The organism is Actinoplanes aureus (assembly GCF_015704865.1).
Lineage (GTDB): Bacteria > Actinomycetota > Actinomycetes > Mycobacteriales > Micromonosporaceae > Actinoplanes > Actinoplanes aureus.
In genome coordinates this window covers 76814-96289 of sequence record NZ_JADQTO010000024.1, presented here as the reverse complement: position 1 = coordinate 96289, position 19476 = coordinate 76814, and the positions used below count along the sequence as shown (strand labels likewise).

Sequence of the window (19476 nt, the reverse complement as noted above, 5' to 3'; positions counted from 1 at the left end):
TCAGGTTTCCTTAGGGTTGAAGCGGGCCAGGTGGATGCCGAGCCGGTCGGCTTGGCGTTCGGCGGGGGTGCGCTGCTCGTCGAGCCACAGGTGCAGGACGTCGAGAGCGCCGGGCCGCAGGCTCACGGTGCGGACGCGTCCGTGCTTCTGCGACGTCACCAGTCCCGCGTCCTCGAGGACGCGCAGGTGCTGCATGAGCGACGGCAACGCCATCGAGAACGGCGCCGCGAGTTCGGACACGACGGCCGGGGACTTCGCCAGCCGTTCCACGACGGCCCGGCGTGTCGGATCCGCGAGAGCGCGGAGCACGGCGTCGAGTTCGTCGTGATACTTAGGCACGCGCCTAACTATTGAGGACGGGCCGGGATTCGTCAAGGACCAGCCGATTTTCCTGGTGTCAACGATCGGCCGCGACCGATAGCTTGGTCCCCATGGTGCGCAAGCTGCCCTTCGCTCTGATCCTCGCGATGTCGACGTCCGTCGTGCTGGCGGGTCCGCCCGCCGGTGCCGCCTTCGATCCCGGGACGCCGGGATCGGCCGGCGCGGGTGATCCCTACTATCCGCTGGACGGCAACGGCGGTTACGACGTCAAGCACTACGACCTCGCGATCAGGTACGCGCCCGCCTCCGACGCGCTGGCCGGCACGGTGACGATCCGGGCTCGGGCGACTCAGCGACTGTCGGCGTTCAACCTCGACCTCGACGGCCTGACGATCCGGTCGGTCACCGTGGACGGCCGGCCGGCGAAGTGGTCCCGCGACGGCACCGAGGTGACCGTGACACCGCGCCGATCGCTGAGCCGGGGGCACGCCTTCGACACGAGGATCGTCTACGACGGCGTACCCAAGGTGATCCAGGACCCGGACCTCGGCGACGGCGGCGCCTTCACCACCGACGACGGCGTGGTCATCCTGGGCGAGCCGGATGTCGCCCAGGCGTGGTTCCCGTCCAACGACCACCCGAGCGACAAGGCGTCCTTCTCGATCGCGCTGACCGTCCCGAAGGACTTGCAGGCGATCTCCAACGGCGTCCCGGCCGGCCGGTCGACCGCCAAGGGCTGGACCACGTGGCGCTGGGAGCAGCGCGAGCCGATGACGACGTACCTCGCCATGGCGGCGATCGGCAGGTTCGACGTGACGTCCTACCGCAAGGACGGCATCCAGTTCCTGGACGCGATCGATCCGGCGTTGCCCGCGGAGACGTACGCCCGGGCGGCCAAGTCGTTCGCCCGCCAGCCGGAGATCCTCCAGTTCCTGTCCGGCTATTTCGGGCCGTACCCGTTCCGTGCGGCCGGAGGCGTCGTGGACGCCGAGGGTGGATGGGGGTACGCGCTGGAGACTCAGGGCCGCCCGATCTACACGCCGCAGGACTTCGAGACGCAGGAGGACGGCGACAGCATCGTCGTTCACGAGCTGGCCCACCAGTGGTACGGAGACAGCGTCGCCCTGGACCGCTGGCGCGACATCTGGCTCAACGAGGGCTTCGCCTCCTACGCCGAGTGGCTCTGGAGCGAACACGAGGGCCTGGGCACCGCCCAGGAAACCTTCGAGCAGCTGTACGCGACCCCGGCCACCTCGTCGCTGTGGCAGTCGAAGGTCGCCGACCCCGGCCCGCCCAACCTGTTCATCGGCGCCGTCTACGACCGCGGTGCGATGACGCTACACGCTCTGCGGCTGACCGTCGGCGACCAGAAGTTCTTCCGGATCCTGCGTTCCTGGGCTCAGATCCACCGCAACGGCAACGTGACCACGCACGAGTTCATCGCCCACGCCGAGCGCGTCTCCGGCCGTGACCTCGGCGCACTGTTCACCGCATGGCTCTACACGCCGTCGAAGCCGGCCCACCCCTGAGCCGTGCTGCCAGTCGTCGACCTGTCCTCACCGGCGCGCCGGCTCGCCGGTGAGATCGGGCGTGCCTGCCGGGACAACGGCTTCTTCTACGTCGTCGGCCACGGTGTGCCGGCCGAGCTGCTGAACCGGCTCGACACCGCCGGCCGGCGATTCTTCGGCCTGCCTGAGGCCGACAAGATGGAGATCGCCATGCGGCACGGCGGTACGGCGTGGCGGGGCTTCTTCCCGGTCGGTGCCGAGCTGACCTCCGGCCGGCCGGACCGCAAGGAGGGCCTCTACTTCGGCGAGGAACTCGGCGACGACGACCCTCGGGTGCGTGCCGGGCTGCCGCTGCACGGTCGCAACCTGTTCCCCCGTCAGGTGCCGGAGCTGCGGGACGCGGTGCTGGACTATCTCGAGGCGCTCACCGCGACCGCGCAGGCGGTGCTGCGCGGCGTCGCGCTCAGCCTGGACCTCGATGCCGGCTACTTCGCCAACGGCTACACGGCACGTCCGACCGTACTGTTCCGGATCTTCCACTATCCACCCGCACCGCCGGACAGCGACGACTGGGGAGTCGGCGAGCACACCGACTACGGCCTGCTCACCCTGCTGGCCCAGGACGCCAACGGCGGCCTCCAGGTACGCTCCGCCGACGGCTGGATCGACGCCCCGCCGATTCCCGAAGCGTTCGTCTGCAACATCGGCGACATGCTCGACCGGTTGACCGGCGGCTATTACCGCTCGACGCCACACCGGGTCCGCAACCTCAGCGGCCGCGACCGGCTGTCCTTCCCGTTCTTCTTCGACCCGGACTTCACCGCCGAGGTTCCGCCGCTGCCGCGCCGGACGACGAGCCACCCGCGCTGAGACGGACAAGACCTTCAGGCATTCACCGGTACGTACGGCGACTACCTGATCAACAAGGTGTCCCACGTCTTCCCGCAACTGCGCCGGCAGGTGCGTCTCGACCAGGACATCGAGCCGGACGGGTAGCCCGCTCGCCGCCCTAGCTCCGAGGGAGAACCCAGTGACCGTCGAAGCGCTGCCCGCCAACCAGCCCGAGACGTTCTACCGGGGCGCCGGCCGGATCGCCGGGTTCCGCACCGTACCGGCGCTGCCGGATCGCCCCGAGGACTGGGTGGGCTCGGTGACCACCCGGTTCGGGCTCGCCCCGTCCGGGCTGTCCACGCTCGCGGACGGACGCGTGCTGGCCGAGGCGATCGCCGCCGACCCGCGCTGGTGGCTGGGACCGGAGCGCACCGACACCGGCGTACTGGTGAAGCTGCTCGACGCCGGCCAGCGGCTGCCGTTGCACGTCCACCCGGACCGCCGCTTCGCGAACGCTCACCTGGCCTCGCCCTACGGCAAGACCGAAGCATGGGTGATCGTTTCGGCGCGACCGGGCGCGTACGTCCATCTCGGCTTCGCCCGCGACGTGACGTCCGACGAACTGGCCGGCTGGGTGAGCGGGCAGCAGACCGGGCCGATGCTCGAGGCCACCAACAAGGTGCCGGTGGCGGCCGGCGACGCGATCCTCTGCCCGGCCGGCCTGCCCCACGCGATCGGCGACGGCATCCTGCTGGTCGAGGTCCAGGAGCCGACCGACTTCTCCGTCCTGCTCGAGTACGAGGGATTCGGCCTCACCGACGGCCACCTGGGACTGGGCTACGACCTGGCCCTGCAATGCGTCGACCGCGGCGCGTGGACGCCGCAGCGCATCGCCGGGCTGCGTGGTGAGGACCGCCTGCTGCCGGCCGCCGCGGACGAGTTCTTCACCGCCCGCCGCTTGCGCGGCGGCGGCCGGCTGGATCAGGGTTTCAGCGTGCTGGTCGTGGTCGCCGGCCAGGGCCGGCTGACCGGCGAGAAGGACGACCTTCGGGTACGGCGAGGCGACACATTACTCGTTCCGTACGCCGCCGGGCCGCTCCACCTCGACGGCCAGGTCGAGGTGATCCGCCTGGCAGCCGGTTACTCGGCGCGGACGTTGTCGATGTCGACGGTGCCCGGATTGACGTAGATCCACAGGACGCGGACATCGGCCGGGGCGTTGCTGTCGCGGCGCAGGCGCGGTCCCGTTCGCCCTCCGCATTTGGCACGTTCCTTCCCCATCCGGCGCATCGCACGGCGCGAATGTCCCGTGACGCCATCCGGACTCTCTCCGGGGGCGGAACCGGAATTCTTCGGAGGAGCCATGCCCCGAGACGCGGCTGTCGACGCCCGTGGCCTGCGCAAGACCTATCGCTCCGGCAAGACGGCCCGGAACGCGGTGGACGGGCTGGACCTGTTGGTCGAGCCCGGTGAGATCGTCGGCTTCCTCGGACCTAACGGCGCAGGCAAGACCACCACCCTGCGCATGCTGGCCACGCTGCTGCGCCCGGACGCCGGGACGGCTCTGGTGGCCGGCCTCGACCTCGGCGCCGACCCGGCCGGTGTCCGCCGCCGGATCGGATACGTGGCCCAGGGCGGAAGCACCTGGTACGAAGCGACCGGCCGGGAGGAACTGATCCTTCAGTCCCGGCTGTACGGGTACCCGCGGGCAGAGGCGGCCGGCCGGGCGGCCGCGGCCATCGAGGCGTTCGAGCTCACCGACTGCGCGGACCGCAGGTGCAAGACCTACTCGGGAGGGCAGCGCCGGCGGGTGGACGTCGCCCTGGGTGTCATCCACCGGCCACAGTTGCTCTTCCTCGACGAGCCCACCACCGGCTTGGACCCGCAGAGCCGGGCCCGGATGTGGGACGAGGTGCGCCGGCTGCGGGCCGAGGGCATGACGGTGCTGCTCACTACCCACTATCTGGAGGAGGCCGACGCCCTCTGCGACCGGGTGGCGATCATCGACCACGGCCGGATCGTGGCCGACGGCAGTCCCGCGGAGCTCAAGCGGGCCATCTCCGGCGAGGTCGTCAGCGTCGGCCTGAACGGCGCCGCGCAGGCGGCCGCGGGCCTGCTGGACGGCCAGCCCTACGTGCGCCGCGTGGAGACCGGCGGCGACCGGCTGCGGCTCTATGTGGACGCGGCCGCCGGCGCGGTGCCACTCATCCTGCGCACCTTGGAACACGCCGGTCTCCAGCCGGCCTCCGTCGAGTTGCACCGGCCCAGCCTGGACGACGTCTTCCTGGCGAAGACCGGCCGCTCACTGCGCGACTGATCGAACGAATTCGGGGGTGGGAACGTGAAGCTGATCCGCGACACCTGGCTGATCCTGCACCGGCAGATGACCCTGCTGCTGCGGGGCCCCGCCTGGCTGATCACCGGGGTCCTGCAGCCGGTGCTGTACCTGGTCCTGTTCGGCCCGCTACTGAAGACGGCCCTGGACGCGCGGTCCACCGCGGAGGCGTACCGCACGTTCGTACCCGGCCTGCTGGTGATGCTGGTCGTGTTCGGGGCGCTGTTCGCCGGGTTCGCGCTGATCGGCGAGGAGCGGGCCGGCGTGCTGGAACGGTGCCGGGTCACACCGGTGAGCCGGCAGGCGCTGCTGCTGGGACGCTGCCTCCGCGAGGTGATCTCGCTGCTCTTCCAGGCGACCGTCATCGTGCTGCTCGCGCTGCCGTTCGGCCTGTCCGTGGGGATCGGCGAGCTGCTGCTGGTCTATCTGGTCCTCACCCTGGTGGCTCTGGCGATGTCGGCGCTGTCGTACGCGGCAGCCCTGCGCCTGCGCAGCGAGGACGCGCTCGGCCCGGTACTGAACGCCGTCACACAACCGGTGCTGCTGCTCTCCGGCATCCTGTTGCCGATCACCGCCGCCACCGCGCCGGTATGGCTGCTGATGCTGTCCCGGGCGAACCCGGCCTCCTGGACCGTCGACGCCGTGCGCTCGCTGTTCGCCGGCGAGTACGCCGACCCGCGGGTCTGGTGGACGCTCGCCCTGCTGGCCGTGCTGGCCGTCGCCGCGCTGGCCTGGACCGGCCGGATGTTCGCCCGCGATGTCCACTGACCCGGTGGCCGCCGGGCCGGACGAGCCGCTGGAACGCTCCACGGCGCTCGGCGCGATGGACCTGGCCTTGCGCCACACCACCACGGCCGGGCAGATCGTGCTGGTCACCGGCGAGACCGGGATCGGCCGCTCGGCGCTGGTCCGGCACTTCGCGCGACGGCACCCGGCGGTTCTCGGGCTGTGCGACCCGCTGGCTCGCGCGCGTGTCCTCGGACCGCTCTACGACATGGCCGGCGACCTGGGCGAGCGGTTCACCGAGGCGCTGGCCGAACGGGGCCATCACTCGGACGTGTTCGCCGCGTTCCTCGACGAACTGCGCCGCCGTGAGCACACCGTGGTCATCTTCGAGGACGTGCACTGGGCCGATCCGGCCACCCTCGACCTGCTCACCTTCCTGGGGCGCCGGCTCGACCGGGTGCCGGTGCTGGTCGTGCTCACGTACCGGGACGACGAGCTCGGCGCCGGGCACGCCCTGCACACGGTGCTCGCCGGCCTGCCCCCGGAGTTGGTGCACCGGGTGCGGTTGCGGCCGCTCTCGCCGGCCGCGGTCGAGGCGCTCGCCGTGCGCGCCGGGCGGCCCGCAGCCGGTCTGCACGCGCTGACGGGGGGCAATCCGCTGCTGATCACCGAGGTGCTGGCGGCCGGCGACGACGGCATACCGCCCCGGGTGCACGCGCTGGCCCAGGCCGGGCTGTCCGGCCTGAGCCCGGCGGCGCTGGCGGTGGTCCGGCTGGTCGCGGCCTGCCCGGACGGCGCCGAGCCGTGGCTGTGGGCGGCGGTGTCCGGCGACGATCCGTCCGTGCCGGCCGAGAGCATGGCCACCGGTCTTCTGGTCACGGACGGCGACCGGCTGCGGTTCCGGCACGAGGTGGTCCGCCGGGCCGTGCACGACGCGCTGCCCGCCCACGAGCGGCGGGCGGTGCACCGTACCGTGCTGCGGGTGGTGGCCGCCCGCGACGGTGATCCGGTCCGGTTGGCTCGCCATGCGCTGTGGTCCGGCGATGCCGAGGCGGCCCTGCGCTACGCGCCGGAGGCCGGCCGGCGGGCCGCGGCGGCACACGAACATCATGAGGCCGCCGCGTTCTTCGAGGGCGCCCTGGGCTACGCCGAGCGGCTTCCCGACCCAGAGCGTGCTGAGCTTCTCGAAGCGTTCGCGCTGCACGCCTTCTGGTCCGGCGACACCGTCCGGGCGCTGAGCGCCCGCGAGGCTGCGCTGGCGATCCGGGAGGAGGCCGGGCACACCGTACGGACCGCGGAGAATCTGCGCTGGCTGTCGCGGCTGCACTGGTGGAACGGCCGGCCCGGGGACGCGCGGCGGGCCGCCGTGCGGGCCGTGCACCTGCTGGAACGCGGCGTGCCGGGCCGGCAGCTCGCGCTCGCCTACAGCCACCGCGCGGAGATCGATGTGCTTGCCGGGCGGGCCGGTTCGGCGACCCGGTGGGCATTGCGGGCGCACGGCATGGCCGAACGCCTCGGCGATCCCGCCGTCTCGGCCCACGCTCTGATCGGGCTCGGCGCTGCGCGCCTGGCCGCCGGCCGGGCCGGGGGACGCGACGACCTGGGCCGGGCGCACGCGCTCGCCCTCGACCGCGGGTTGCGCGCGGACGCCGGGTACGCGCTTGCCAGCCTGGCCGTGCGTACGGCCGAGTGGCGTGACCGCCGGGCCGCCGACGACGTCGACGAGGCGCTGCGATTCGCCGCCGGCCACGAGCTGTGCGGCATCGTCCGGCATCTGACCGCCGTGCGGGCCTGGCTGCGCCTGCTCCGCGGCGACTGGCCGGGCGCCCAGGACGACGCCGTGGCCGCGGCCGAGGCGCCCGGCGGGCCGGAGCTCGCCCGGGCCGCGGCGCTCGCTGTGCTGGCCAGGCTGCGGGCCCGCCGGGGCGACCCGGCAGCCCTGGACACGGCGCCGGAAACCGCCGGCCTGACCGGCGAATTGTGGTGGCAGGTCCTGGTCGCGGCCACCCGGGCGGAGCACGCCTGGCTGACCGGCGGGGCGCCGGACGTGGCCGAGCTGCGCCGGGTGCTCGCGGCGGCCAACCGGTCACGCCATCCCTGGCACTGCGGGGAGCTGGCCTGGTGGCTCCGGCGCGCCGGGGCGGACCCGCCGGTGCATCCCTGGTACGCCGAGCCGTACCGGCTGCTGCTGGCCGGCGACTGGCGGCAGGCGGCGCAGTCATGGGCGGACGCCGGGCACCCGTACGAGCAGGCCGACGCGCTCGCGTCCGGCGGTGATCCGGACGCGGCCCTGACCGCGCTGGAACTGTTCGACGCCCTCGGCGCGCACCTGGCCGCCCGCTCGCTGCGCCGCCGCCTGCGCGGGCTCGGCCTGCCGCGGGTGCCCCGGGGACCGCGCCCGGCGACGGTCGCCAACCCGGCCGGGCTCACCGGCCGGCAGGTGGAGGTGCTGGTCCTGCTCGCCGGTGGGCTGAGCAACGCGGAGATCGCCGACCGGCTGACCCTGTCGGTACGCACCGTCGAGCACCACGTCGCGGCTGTGCTCGCCAAGCTGGCCGTCGGCTCTCGGCGAGCTGCCGCCGCGGCCGCCCGGCAGCTGGGGTTGGCGGCCGAAGTTGGGTGGCCGGGCCCGCCAACCTGGGAGGCCGCTACCGATTCCGGGGCCGTCGCCGGCGACGACAGTGGACTCGGCGGATGACCGGTGCGGGGCCCAGCACCGGGGCAGCCGCCCGGGCGGTCCCAAGACCGTCCGCGAACCTCCATCGGACAGGAAGGTCCACATCATGAAGGACACCAAGCTCGACGTGGTCGAGCTCGACCTGATCGAGCTCGACGACCTGGAACTGGACGAGATCGACGTGACGTCGCTGCGGGACACGGTGGCGCTGCCGGAGACGGCCGCCTCCTGCAGTGGCTCGTTCACCAGCAGCGGCTCCTGCTCCAAGCCGACCTGATCGGCTTTTCCTCCAGGTGGCCCGGTCCGTCCTCGCCGGACCGGGCCACCGCTCCGTCCCGTTGCGCAGGAGGTAGCGATGACCCTCTCCGCCGGCACAGCCCTGGTTCCGGGAACGATCCCGGTCGAGGTCGCGCCGTACGCCCTGGTCCGGTTGTCCGTGCTGCCGTACCCCCGGCGCGGCCCGGCTGCGCGGCAGTACGGCCGGCTGTTCGCGGCGGCGGTGGCCTGCGAACGCGACCTGATCGCACTGGCCGAGCCGCTCTCCGCCGACCTGTACGCCAGCCGCCCGGACCACTCCGAAGACTTCCACCGGACCGTGGTGCTGCCGTTGCGCCGCGATGTGCACAACCGGCGCGATCCCACAGCGGCTGTCCGTCGCGCGCTCGGCGACCTCCCCGTGCGGATGCCGCTGCTGGACGCGTGGCTGCGTACCGTGGACGAGCGCCTCCGGCTGCGGGCCGCGCTGGCGGCCGCCGCCGGACCCGCGCTCACCGACGACCGGGCCGCCACCGCCGTGATCTGCGCCGACGAGTGGGTACGCCGGGCGGCCGCGCTGTCCAGCCCCACGCTGCTGTCCGGCCTGGAGCGGGCCGCGGCGCACGGCGGCACAGCCGACGCCCGCGGCCGCAAGGCCGAACCGAAGATCCTGCGTTACGCGCTGCGCGCCACCACCAAGACGAGTCCCTGGTCGTGGTTCACCCCGGTCGGGTGGGGCCGGTGGCAGCCCGGCGGCGCCGGTCCGCACCGTCTCGAGCCCACGGCGATCAGCCTCCCCAACCACGCCATGGTCACGTCGCTGCTGCGCGGCCTGCTCGCCATGCCGCAACACCGGCGCGGCACCGCGTACCGATCGGCGCCGGCGCTGAGGGCCGGCGCCGGCCAGGTGGAGTTTCAGCGCGACGAGCCCGCCGGCGAGGTGCTGTACAGCATGTACGCGCAGCACCAAGTGCGGTTGCCGCATACGCCGGCTCTCGACGTGGTCCTCGCTGAACTGCGGCGGGCCGGACCGGCCGGGCGTACCGCCGAGCAACTCGCCGCGGCTCTCGCCGTCCGGCTGCCCGCCGGAGCCCCGGACACGGCCGCGCTCCGGTACGTCGAGCGGCTCGCCGACGAGCGTCTGCTGCTGCCGATCCCGCCGATCGATCCGCAGACCCCCGACCCGCTTCCCGCCCTGGCCGGCTGGCTGGCCGGCCACGGCGACGCGGAACTCGCCGGGACGCTGCGCCGGGTCGGCGCCGACACCCGCCGGTTCAGCGGGCTGAGCGCCGCCGAGCGCCCGCCGGTCCTGCGCCGGCTCACCGCGGAATGGCAGTGGGCGTTCGCCGCGATCGGGCAGCCGATGCCGTCCGTGCCGGTGGTACGCGAGGACGTCGTGCTACCAGGTGTGTCCAGCCTGGGCCGGCGCGCCGGTGCGGACTGCCGCGCCGACCTGAGCCGGGTCGCGCCGCTGGCCGAACTGTTCGACAACGCCGTCGTCACGCGGGCGCTGCTGCGCCGGCGGCTGCTGGACCGGGCCGGACCGGGCGGCCGCTGCCGGCTGCCGGAGTTGATGACCGACGCCGCGCAACTGTGGTCCGCGGCCGCCGCGATCACGCCCGACGGCACCGTCCTCGACGGGACGGACACCATCCCCGCGGACGTCGCCGAGCTGGCCGCCCTGCGCCGGCAGATCACGGCAGCCGCCCACGCCTGCCCGCAGCGCGGCGACGAGCTGGAGCTGACCGGCGACCTGATCGACGAGGCGGCCGCCGCGCTGCCGGACTGGCTCATGCGGCGGCCCGCCTCCTACTCCTGGTTCGTGCAGCCGTTCCGCGACGGCGCCCGCACCGGCTGGTGCGTCAACACCGTGGGCGACGGGTGGGGCCGGTACACCAGCCGCTTCCTCGGCATGCTCGGGCCGGAGCCGCCCGCGTCCGTGGCGGCGCAGCTGGCGGCGGTGTTCCGCGGCGGACGGCTCGCCCAGTTCCGCCCGCTGTCCGGCTTCAACCCCAACCTGCACCCACTCCTGACCGGCGACGAGATCGGTGAGGATCCGGCGTGGGCCACACTCGCCCTTGACGATCTGGAGGTCGTGCACGATCCGCGGGACGACGTGGTGCGGCTGCGGATCGCCGCCACCGGCGAACAGCTCGACGTGCTCTACCTCGGATTCCTGATGCAGCCGATCCTGCCGGACCGGGTCGCGCCGCTGACTCTCGACCTGGGTGGCGCCAGCGCACAGCTGAGCCACCTGGCGCCGGCCCGTCCGGCGTCGGTGGCCGGGTTCGCGACCGAGTGGAGCCGGCGGCTGCGGTACCGCTCGCTGGTACTGTCCCGCGCCTGCTGGACGCTGCCGCCACCCGCCGTCGCCGCGCTCGTCGCCGACCTGCGGGCCGGCGGCGACGTGCCGTACGCCGCGGCGGCGCGCTGGGCGGCCGGCCTCGGCCTCCCGGAGTCCGTGTTCGTGTCCGGCCGGCCGTTCGCGTTCGCTGACCCGGAGGCGGTGCGCGCCTACCTCACCGACCCGAAGCCGCAGTTCGTGGATCTGGGCAGTGCCCTGCACCTGCGCTGCCTGGCGCGGCTGCTCAGCGGACACAGCGGACTGGTGCGGCTCACCGAGGCGCTGCCCGTACCGGGCGAGGGACCGCTCGGCCGGCACGCGACGGAGCTCATCGTCGAGACGTACCGGCAGAAGGGGGCACACCGATGATCTGGCGGGACGTCGTCGTGCACTACCACGACCCGGTGAAGGCGCCGCTGCTGCGCGAAGCGATCCTGCCCGCGCTGGACGCGGTGCCGCCGGGCGTCGGCGTGCACCTGGAGCGGGGTTGGCTGCACGGGCCGCACATCCGGATGCGCTTGGCCGGGCCGGACGACACGGTGTGGCCCACGGCCGCCGGCATCGCCGCCGCGGTGCGCGGCTACCTGGCCATCCGGCCGTCCCGGGTTCGCCTGTCCCACACCGAACTGCTGGCGGCGTCGACCGCCGCCGGGCGCGCAGAGCTCGTCCCTGCGCCGTACGAGCCGTTCGCGGCGGACAACTCGGTGCTGGTGTGCGGGCCGGACGCCGCCGCTGTGGCACGGGTGCCCGGTGGGCCCCGTACCGCGGCGGTGCGCGCCGCACTGCTGCGCGCGGGCCTCCCCGCACTGTCCGCGACCCTGACCGAGACCGGGATGCGCGGCGACACCGACGGGGCACGGGTCCGGTCGGTGATCGTGGCGTTGGCCGCGCACGCCGCGGCCGGGCCGTGGCGGCTGCGCGGCAATTACCTGTCCTACCAGTCGCATCTGGAGCTGCACCTGCACCACCACGACCGGACCGGGCGGATCCGGGCGGTGCACGACGACGTCTGGCGACGGCACGGCGACGCCACCACCGCCCTGGTGCGGCGCAGCACGGCGGCCGGCGGCCTTGAGCCGCTCAGCGCCGCCTGGTACGCGTGGGGCACCACGGCACGCCGGATCGCGGCGGGGGCGTACGACCGCGGGGTGCTGCGGTCGGCGAGCCCGCAGGACGGGCAACGGCGGTTCGACGCGTTCGGCGACGCGGAGTTGGTGGCCGCGTACGTCCGGGACGGTCACAGTCTGTTCCACCGGCTGGCCGGGGAAAGGCGGCGGGAGCCGGCCGAGCAGCGGCTGTTCGAGATCGAACGGTTCTGCAACAACGTGCTGTACCTGCTGCTGGCGGTAGCCGACGTCACCCCCACCGAGCGTTACCTGGCCACGAGCATGGTCTGTGCCGCCGCGCAGCGGCTCACCGGCCGTAGCTGGCGGGAAGCGGTCGTGGATCCGGCAGGGGCGTCGTGATGACCGCTGGACCCACGCGCCCGGCCGGTACGGTGCTGCGCCTGCGTCCCTCGGTGCGGGCGTCACCCACTGCGGACGGTGTCCACGTCCGTGGCTGGTCCGCTGCCTTCACCGTCAGTGGGGGCCCCGGTCTCTGGCTGCTGTGGCAGCGGCTGGAACCGGCGTTACGGCTCGGTGTGACGCCCGAGCGGCTTGCCGCGGCCGCGGCGCGGCCCGCACCCGCGGACGCCGTCCGGCGGCTGCTCCGCGCCCTGGCGCAGCACGACATGACGGTGGCGGTGCCGGCCGGATGGCGGACCGGCGACGGCACGCCGTCCGGTCCGGTCGCGGACTGGCTGGAACAGCTCGCCGCCGACCCGGCGGACGCCTGGCGCCGGCTCAGGGGCGCCGTCGTACGGGTGTCCGGTGCGGACAGCGGACCGGCCGTGGCCGGCGCCGCCCGTTCGGCGCTTGCCGCAGCAGGCGTGGCCCGGTCGTCCGGGCCGGGCCTGGCCGCGTCCCGGCCGGGGCTGGTCGCCCTTACCGCCGGGCCGGTGACGGTGGTCGCCGGGGCGGCCGGTTTCGTCACGTACCCGATGCCGCCGGCGACCGCTGCCGCGACCGGGGACCGCATCGCCCGCCGCTTGGCCGGTGCCGTTCCCGCGTCGACATCGGTCTCCGGGCCGCTGGCTGCGGTGCTGGGCGGCATGGCCGCCGAGCGCCTGCTCCGCGCGGTGGCCGGCCTGCCCGACCCGGGCGTGCAGGTGGACGGCTGGCCGTCGGTCCTGGTCGCCCGGGCCGAACCGCTCGCCGCCGGATTCCGGCCCTGGCTGCTGGACGGGCCACCGCACGCCGGCTTCCCGGAGAACGACGGCGACGTCGACCGGACGCTGCGGCGGATGGACGCCCTGTGCGACCGCGACCTCGGGGTTCTGCCCGCGGCACGGTACGAGGACCTGCCCCAGATCCCGGCCGCCCTGGCGGTCTGCGACCTCGGCGGCCGATCCTTGCTGGGCACCGGCGCCACGACCGGCGCGGCCCGGCTCGACGCCGTACTGCGCTGTGCCGGGCGGGCGCTCGATCCGCACGCCGCGGGACGGCTGGCCGTCGGCGTCGACGACCGGCACGCCGCCGGGGTGCTGCTGCGCCGGGTCGCGTACCGGGTGGCCGGCCGGGCCGCGGTCGCCGCCGGCGTGGAGGACCCCGGCTGGCGCGGCGATCCGACTGCCCGGCGCTGGTGGTCGGCGCTCACCGCCGGCTACGGAGCGGAGGCTCACGGAGTCGTGGCCCAGCTGGCAGGCGGTGTCTTCGTGGCCCGGGTCGAGGTGTACGGCCGCGAGCTGGCCTGGGCGGTGGAGGGCGGCGCGGGAACCGCGATGGCGATGGCCGCGCAGCGGGCCGTCGCCGTTCGTCAAGGACGGTTGGCCGGTGTCGGCGACGGAGCGGAGACACACGCCGGAGCGTCGCCGGGCCGGATCGGCGAGCCGGAACTGCAGGACAGCCTGCGCCGGATCGTCCGGCCCGCGCGGTGGCCGCGACCGGCCCGGATCCGTGCCGGAGACCTCTGGACGGCGCTGCACACCACCGGATTCGCCGTCCAGGAGACGCCATGATCACGGCGGGGGAGAGGATCGGCGGGGTCGAGGTGGTCGCGCTGGCCGACTGGACCGCGGAGTCGCTCGCCGAACTGGGCCGCGGAGCGGTCGCGCAGCGGCGGGAGATCCTTCCGGTACGTCAGGACGGCGCACTCACCCTGGTCGGCCCGCTGGTCGGCGCCGCCGCGGGCTGTGTGAACTGCGCCGAGCAGGCGCGGCTGCGGCAGCTGGCACTGCCCGGCGACCCGGCCGGCACGGCGTTCGGCGGGCCGCTCGCGCCGGCGTTCCGGCCGATGGTCGCCGCACTGGCCGCAGCGGCGGCGGACGACCCGGAGACGGCCACGCGGACCGTCTGGACCATCGACGCGGCCGGCGGCACCGTCTCAGCGAACCGCTACGTCACCCTCCCGGACTGCCCGGACTGCGGGCGGATGAGCACGGACGGGCCCGCACAGGCCCGGATCGGCCTGGCCCGGCGGCTGGTGCCGGGACCGGGACAGTGGCGGCAGGACAACCCGGCCACCGCGGGGGACCGGCTCGCCGCGGCGCTGCTCGACGGAGCGCTCGGCCCGGTCGTCCGGCTGCGGCACGCCGACGGGCTCCCGCTTCCGCTGGCATCCGCGCTCATCGGGATCGGCGGAACCCTCGACCACGGCTACGGCCGGGGGGAGACCGTCGAGGAGGCTCGGCGTACGGCGCTGTTCGAGGCCGTCGAGCGGCGGCTCGGGATGCGGCCGCACGGGCACCGCACCGTACTGCGGGCGTCGTTCGCCGAACTCGGCGCGGACCGGGCGGTGGATCCGGCCACCCTGGGACTGCCGGATCCGCGGTACGCCGGGCATCCGGCGTCACGGCTGACCCCGTACCGGCCGGACCTGCGGACCCGCTGGGTGCACGGATGGTCGTTGACCCGGCAGCGGGCGGTGGCGGTTCCGGAGCACGTCGCCTACTACGGAGTCGAGGCCACCCCGGACGCGCCGCACTTCCTCTACGAATGCTCGAACGGCTGCGGCCTGGGCAACAGCGTCGAGGAGGCGATCCTCTACGGGTTGTTCGAGGTCGTCGAACGGGACGCTTTCCTGATGGCCTGGTATGCGGGCACCGCACTGCGCCGGGTCGCGATCCCGGACGGCGACGATCTCAGCGGGCATCTCCGCGACCATCTCGACCAGGCCGGGTACGACCTGCTGCTGTTCGACGCCACCAACGATCTGGGCGTACCGGTGGTGGCCTCGCTCGCGCTGCGGCGGGAGCCGGACCCGGTGGCGCCGAGCGCCTACTTCGCCGCAGGCGCACACCCGGACCCGCGGATCGCGGTGCGCTCCGCAGCGATCGAGGCGGCGGTCGGGTTGTTCGCCGGGGCGGCGCGGCGGCACGGGGACACCGTGCTCGACCGTGCCCGCACGCTGCGCATGCTGGCCGACCCCACCGACGTCCGGGACCTGGAGGATCACGTCCGGCTGTACACCATGCCGGAGGCCCGGCCCCGGTACGCGTTCCTGCTCGACGGTCCCGCCCCGGCGGATTGGCGCGACCTGTGGCCGGAGCAGCCGCCACCCGTCACCGACCTCACCGCCCTGCTCACCGCGCTGGTGGACGGCCTCGGCACGCTCGGCCTGGAGACGATCGTGGTGAACCAGACCGATCCGGGACTGCGGGACCGGCTCGGTCTGCACGCCGTCAAGGTGATCGTGCCCGGCACGCTGCCAATGACCTTCGGCCATGTGCATCACCGCACGATCGGCCTGCCACGCCTGCTGGAGGTGCCGCACCGGCTGGGGCGAGCGCCGGTACGCGAATACGCCGACCTGCCGTTGCACCCGCACCCCTTCCCCTGACCCGCACGACGGGAGACCGTGATGACACCCGGCGACGCCTCGATCCGGCCGCGGATGCGGCGGGACACGGTGCTGCACCGGCTGCCCGGCGCGGTGCTGGTCCGCACCGGCGGTGACACCCTCCGGCTGGCCGGACCGGACGCGTACCGGCTGCTGCGCCGGTTACGGCCGCATCTGACCGGCGAGCGTTCGCTGCACGACATCTGCGCCGGGGTCCGCGACGGGCGACGGGCGACGGTCGCCGCCCTGATCCACGCGCTGATCGATCGCGGCGCCGTCATCGACGCCGGCCCGCCGGACGGTGCCCTCTTCCGGGACCAGCACGAGTACCTGGCCCATCTCGGCGGCGCCCCGGCGTTCCCGGCATGGCGCGGAGCCCGGATCCTGGTGGCCGGGGACGGGGTCATCCGGCAGGCCGCGCTGACGGTCCTGGCGGCCAACGGTGCCGGCCACGTGGTGGCGTCCCGGCCGGCCCGGGAAGCGCGGCCATCCGGCCATGACGCGGTGCTGTACTGCGCCGACCGGGCCGATCCCACGGAGATCACCGCGTTGGCCCGTGCGGCCCGGGCGGGTGGGCCGCCGCTGCTGACCGCGGCCGTGATCGACGGCTGGGCGGTGCTGGGTCCGGTCACCGGTCCCGGTCCGGAGGGCTGCTGGTGGTGCGCGGTGGTACGGCTCGGCCTCGATCCGGCACGGCCCGCGGACCCGGCCGGGGCGCTGACCCGCACCGTGGCCCGGATGCTCGGCGGCGCGCTCGCCTACGACGCGTTCCGGCTGCTCACCGGCGTCCTGCCGGAGGATCCGGAACGGCCGGCCGTGGCGCAACGGCTGCGCACTCTGCAAACGCTGCGGATCCGTACGGCCGACGGGTGTCCGGTGTGCCGAACCGGGGCAGCGGCCGACACGGCGCCGGTGCTCACCGCCCGGGCCGCCACCACGGTCCGGCTCGTCGCCGACCTGCCACCGGCGCCGGCCGGCGGGCCGCGCGCCCTGGTCGCCGGGTACGCGGCCGCCATGCACCGCCTGGTCCGGACCCGGCCGGAGCCCGCCGGTTTCCGTCCCGACTGGACGGACCGCCCCGCCGCGTACACGGCGTACCCGCAAGCCCCGTTCCTGCCGCTGCCGGAGCACTCTCCGAGCGGGCAGCGGCCGTTCGGCACCGGCCCCGGCGCCGAGGACGGGCGCTACACGCTGCCGGCGCTGAGCTGGCTCCTGCGCCTGTCCTATGGTCTGCTCTCCCGGCGGCTGCGCATCGACTCGATCCGTTCGGACGAGCTCGACGAGTACCCGACCGCGGACTGGCGCCGCGGCGCGATCAGCGGCGGTGGTCTCTACCCGCTGGAGATCTACTGGGCGGCCGGGCGGGACGGCCCGGTCCGGCCCGGCGTCTACCATTACGCCCCCGCGCACCACGGCCTGGAACGGCTGTCCGCGGCGGATCCCTCCGCTCGGATCCGCGCGGCCCTCCGCTACCCCGGCAGCGCCGCCACCGGCCACTTCCTGCTGATCTCGCACCGGTTCTGGCGCAACGCGTTCAAGTACGCCAGCCTCGGCTACCACATCGCCACACTGGACGCCGGCGCGCTGCTGGGCTCACTCGGCCAACTGGGCGCCGCGCTCGGCCTGCCGGTACGCCGGCTGCTGTGGTTCGACGACCGGATGATCGAGGCCGTGCTGGGCGTCGACCCGGCCGAGGAGGGCGTCCTGGCGGTCGTGCCCCTGCCGTGGGAACACGCGCCACCGCCACTCGCGCCCCAGGACACGCCACCCGCCATCCGGCCGCCGGCCTATGAACGGTCCCGGACGGTGCTGCGGTTCGCGTGGGCCGCCCAGGTGCACCGCGCCACGATGCTCGGCGTCGCGCCACCATCCGACCAGGGCGTGGAACCACCAGCGATGATCGGTACGGCGGCAGGTGCTGGAATCGCCCTGCCCGAGCCGGCCGGACCGTGGTCCGCTCAGCCGGTCGGCGAGCTCCTGCCCCGGCGGCGTTCCAGCTTCGGGCAGTTCGCCGGGACGGCCCTCGGGATGGATCAGCTCGGCGCGCTCCTGCGGCTGATCACCCGCACCGGAGGGTACCGCGGCGACACGGTGGCCGACGGCGTGCGTACCGGATGGACCCGCCTGTCGGTGCTGGCCAACCACGTCGCGGGCCTGCCCGCCGGCGGCTACCGGTACGAGCCGCCGACCGCGACGCTGCATCCGGCCCGCTCCGGCCGGGCCTGGGCCGACGTGCTCGCCGCCATCGGCGCCGACCTGACCAACTACGACCTGGGCGAGACCGCGGCGGTGCTGGTCATTTCCGGCCGGCCCGACGCCATGCTGGACGCCTACGGCCCGCGCGGATATCGGCTGCTCAACGCCGAGGTCGGCACCGTGGCGCAAGCCGGCTGTCTCGCCGCGGCCGCGATCGGCATCGGCTGCGGCGCCGTGCTCAATCTGGACCACCCGGCCGTCGACGACGTGCTCGGTTTCCCCGGCACCGGCGAACGCACGGTGCTCTGCCTGCTGATCGGAGGTGAGCGGGATGGCGGCGCCGACTTCGTCCACCACCTCCGCTGAACGCACGGACTGGCTGAGCCTGCACGCCTTCTACGCCGCCGACGAGGACCGGCTCCTGGTCGACTGCGTCGCACCGCTGATCCGATCCCTGCGCGAACGCCGGCTGATCGACCGGTACTTCTTCATCCGCTACTGGCTGGAGGGGCCACACGTGCGGCTGCGCCTGCGGCCCGCGGCCGGCGTTCCCGCCGGGGACCTGGCAACCGAGGCGGAGACCCGGATGGCGGACTACCTGGCCCGGCACCCGTCCGCGGACCCGCCGGTCCGGCCGCGGCCCGCCACCTACCGTTCGATGTTCCTCGCCGAGTACGACCAGGCGTCCTGGGACCGGCGGTACGGGAGGGACGGCCACATGCCGGTGCGGCACAACAACACCGTGCGGCGCGAGGAGTACGTCCCGGAGTACCGGCGCTACGGCGGGCCGGCCGGGATCGAGCTGGCCGAGTGGCATTTCGAGGCGTCCAGCGATCTCGTCCTGCGGCTGCTCGCAGGTCGCAGCCCGCAGCGCCGTGCCCGGTTGGGGCTGTCCGCGCAGCTCGGGCTCATCCTCTGTCTCACGTTCCTCGGCGACGGTGCCCGGGCCGCCCGCTTCCTGGGCCGGTACCGGGACTTCTGGGCGAACGCGTACGGTCCGGCCGGCGCCGACCTGCGCCGGATGTCCCGGGCCGCTTACTCGACCCACGCCGACCCACTGCGCCGCCGGGCGGAGCAGATCCAGGCGACGCTGCGGGCCGCCGGAGGGGATCGGCCGGCGCCGGGCGGATGGCCGGCCCACTGCCGGCTGCTCCGGCAGCGCGTTGCGTCGCTGACGGCGGCCGACAGGCTGGAGCCCCCACCGGGTACGCCCGCCGGCGCGATGCCGGAGCGGCTACTGCACTCCTACCTGCACATGACCAACAATCGGCTCGGCGTCGGAGTGCTTGAGGAGGCGTACCTGGCCGACCTGTTGCGGGCGGCCCTGGCCGGATCCTGAGCCGGGCCGTGCGGCGGGCGGAGCTGATCTCGCCCGGCCAGGCTGCCGACAGTGTGAGGCTTCGCC

The 19476-nt window shown here is 74.3% G+C and carries 14 protein-coding genes; 13 read left to right on the top strand and 1 reads right to left on the bottom strand.

The features are described 5' to 3' along the window. The gene (locus I4J89_RS36875; RefSeq protein ID WP_196418808.1) at nt 1-339 is read right to left on the bottom strand and encodes an ArsR/SmtB family transcription factor; all 339 of its coding nucleotides are present in this window, start codon (nt 337-339) and stop codon (nt 1-3) included. Between the two features lie 92 nt (nt 340-431). Here I4J89_RS36875 and I4J89_RS36870 point away from each other — a divergent pair, with 92 nt between their 5' ends. From I4J89_RS36870 to I4J89_RS36810, 13 genes are all read left to right on the top strand, one after another. Next, nucleotides 432-1850, top strand: a complete 1419-nt coding sequence (locus tag I4J89_RS36870; protein ID WP_196418807.1) for a M1 family metallopeptidase — start codon at nt 432-434, stop codon at nt 1848-1850. A 3-nt stretch (nt 1851-1853) separates the two neighbouring features. Further along, complete coding sequence (locus I4J89_RS36865) at nt 1854-2699, top strand: isopenicillin N synthase family dioxygenase (RefSeq protein WP_309238626.1); 846 nt, start codon at nt 1854-1856, stop codon at nt 2697-2699. 160 nt (nt 2700-2859) lie between these two features. Continuing rightward, on the top strand, nt 2860-3849 hold the full coding sequence (locus I4J89_RS36860) for a class I mannose-6-phosphate isomerase (protein ID WP_196418806.1): 990 nt from the start codon (nt 2860-2862) through the stop codon (nt 3847-3849). Nucleotides 3850-4023: 174 nt separating this feature from the next. Then, nucleotides 4024-4977, top strand: a complete 954-nt coding sequence (locus I4J89_RS36855; RefSeq protein WP_196418805.1) for an ATP-binding cassette domain-containing protein — start codon at nt 4024-4026, stop codon at nt 4975-4977. Nucleotides 4978-5001: 24 nt separating this feature from the next. Continuing rightward, on the top strand, nt 5002-5763 hold the full coding sequence (locus tag I4J89_RS36850) for an ABC transporter permease (RefSeq protein ID WP_196418804.1): 762 nt from the start codon (nt 5002-5004) through the stop codon (nt 5761-5763). Then, a complete protein-coding gene (locus I4J89_RS36845) occupies nt 5753-8419 on the top strand; it encodes an ATP-binding protein (RefSeq protein WP_196418803.1) in 2667 nt (888 codons plus the stop codon). Before I4J89_RS36850 ends, I4J89_RS36845 begins: the two co-directional genes overlap by 11 nt. Nucleotides 8420-8504: 85 nt before the next feature. Beyond that, nucleotides 8505-8675, top strand: a complete 171-nt coding sequence (locus I4J89_RS36840) for a thiazolylpeptide-type bacteriocin (protein WP_196418802.1) — start codon at nt 8505-8507, stop codon at nt 8673-8675. 78 nt (nt 8676-8753) lie between these two features. Further along, entirely contained in the window at nt 8754-11366 is a 2613-nt protein-coding gene (locus tag I4J89_RS36835) for a lantibiotic dehydratase (RefSeq protein WP_196418801.1), read from the top strand. Next, nucleotides 11363-12463: a lantibiotic dehydratase C-terminal domain-containing protein gene (locus I4J89_RS36830; protein ID WP_196418800.1), complete on the top strand. Its 1101-nt coding sequence runs from the start codon at nt 11363-11365 to the stop codon at nt 12461-12463. Before I4J89_RS36835 ends, I4J89_RS36830 begins: the two co-directional genes overlap by 4 nt. Further along, nucleotides 12463-14055, top strand: a complete 1593-nt coding sequence (locus tag I4J89_RS36825) for a hypothetical protein (protein ID WP_196418799.1) — start codon at nt 12463-12465, stop codon at nt 14053-14055. The genes I4J89_RS36830 and I4J89_RS36825 overlap by 1 nt, the downstream gene beginning before the upstream one ends. After that, nucleotides 14052-15875 (top strand): TOMM precursor leader peptide-binding protein, encoded by a 1824-nt coding sequence (locus I4J89_RS36820; protein ID WP_196418798.1) that lies wholly within the window; start codon nt 14052-14054, stop codon nt 15873-15875. Before I4J89_RS36825 ends, I4J89_RS36820 begins: the two co-directional genes overlap by 4 nt. A gap of 21 nt (nt 15876-15896) precedes the next feature. Then, nucleotides 15897-18437: a SagB family peptide dehydrogenase gene (locus tag I4J89_RS36815; RefSeq protein WP_196418797.1), complete on the top strand. Its 2541-nt coding sequence runs from the start codon at nt 15897-15899 to the stop codon at nt 18435-18437. Continuing rightward, complete coding sequence (locus I4J89_RS36810; protein ID WP_196418796.1) at nt 18403-19410, top strand: thiopeptide-type bacteriocin biosynthesis protein; 1008 nt, start codon at nt 18403-18405, stop codon at nt 19408-19410. The genes I4J89_RS36815 and I4J89_RS36810 overlap by 35 nt, the downstream gene beginning before the upstream one ends. The last annotated feature ends 66 nt before the right edge of the window (nt 19411-19476 follow it).

Excerpts from the sequence above, each read along its gene's own strand:
- I4J89_RS36870 (WP_196418807.1), top strand. The coding sequence starts at position 432 with ATGGTGCGCAAGCTGCCCTTCGCTCTGATCCTCGCGATGTCGACGTCC.
- I4J89_RS36855 (WP_196418805.1), top strand. The coding sequence starts at position 4,024 with ATGCCCCGAGACGCGGCTGTCGACGCCCGTGGCCTGCGCAAGACCTAT.
- I4J89_RS36845 (WP_196418803.1), top strand. The coding sequence starts at position 5,753 with ATGTCCACTGACCCGGTGGCCGCCGGGCCGGACGAGCCGCTGGAACGC.
- I4J89_RS36840 (WP_196418802.1), top strand. The coding sequence starts at position 8,505 with ATGAAGGACACCAAGCTCGACGTGGTCGAGCTCGACCTGATCGAGCTC.
- I4J89_RS36835 (WP_196418801.1), top strand. The coding sequence starts at position 8,754 with ATGACCCTCTCCGCCGGCACAGCCCTGGTTCCGGGAACGATCCCGGTC.
- I4J89_RS36830 (WP_196418800.1), top strand. The coding sequence starts at position 11,363 with ATGATCTGGCGGGACGTCGTCGTGCACTACCACGACCCGGTGAAGGCG.
- I4J89_RS36825 (WP_196418799.1), top strand. The coding sequence starts at position 12,463 with ATGACCGCTGGACCCACGCGCCCGGCCGGTACGGTGCTGCGCCTGCGT.
- I4J89_RS36820 (WP_196418798.1), top strand. The coding sequence starts at position 14,052 with ATGATCACGGCGGGGGAGAGGATCGGCGGGGTCGAGGTGGTCGCGCTG.
- I4J89_RS36815 (WP_196418797.1), top strand. The coding sequence starts at position 15,897 with ATGACACCCGGCGACGCCTCGATCCGGCCGCGGATGCGGCGGGACACG.
- I4J89_RS36810 (WP_196418796.1), top strand. The coding sequence starts at position 18,403 with ATGGCGGCGCCGACTTCGTCCACCACCTCCGCTGAACGCACGGACTGG.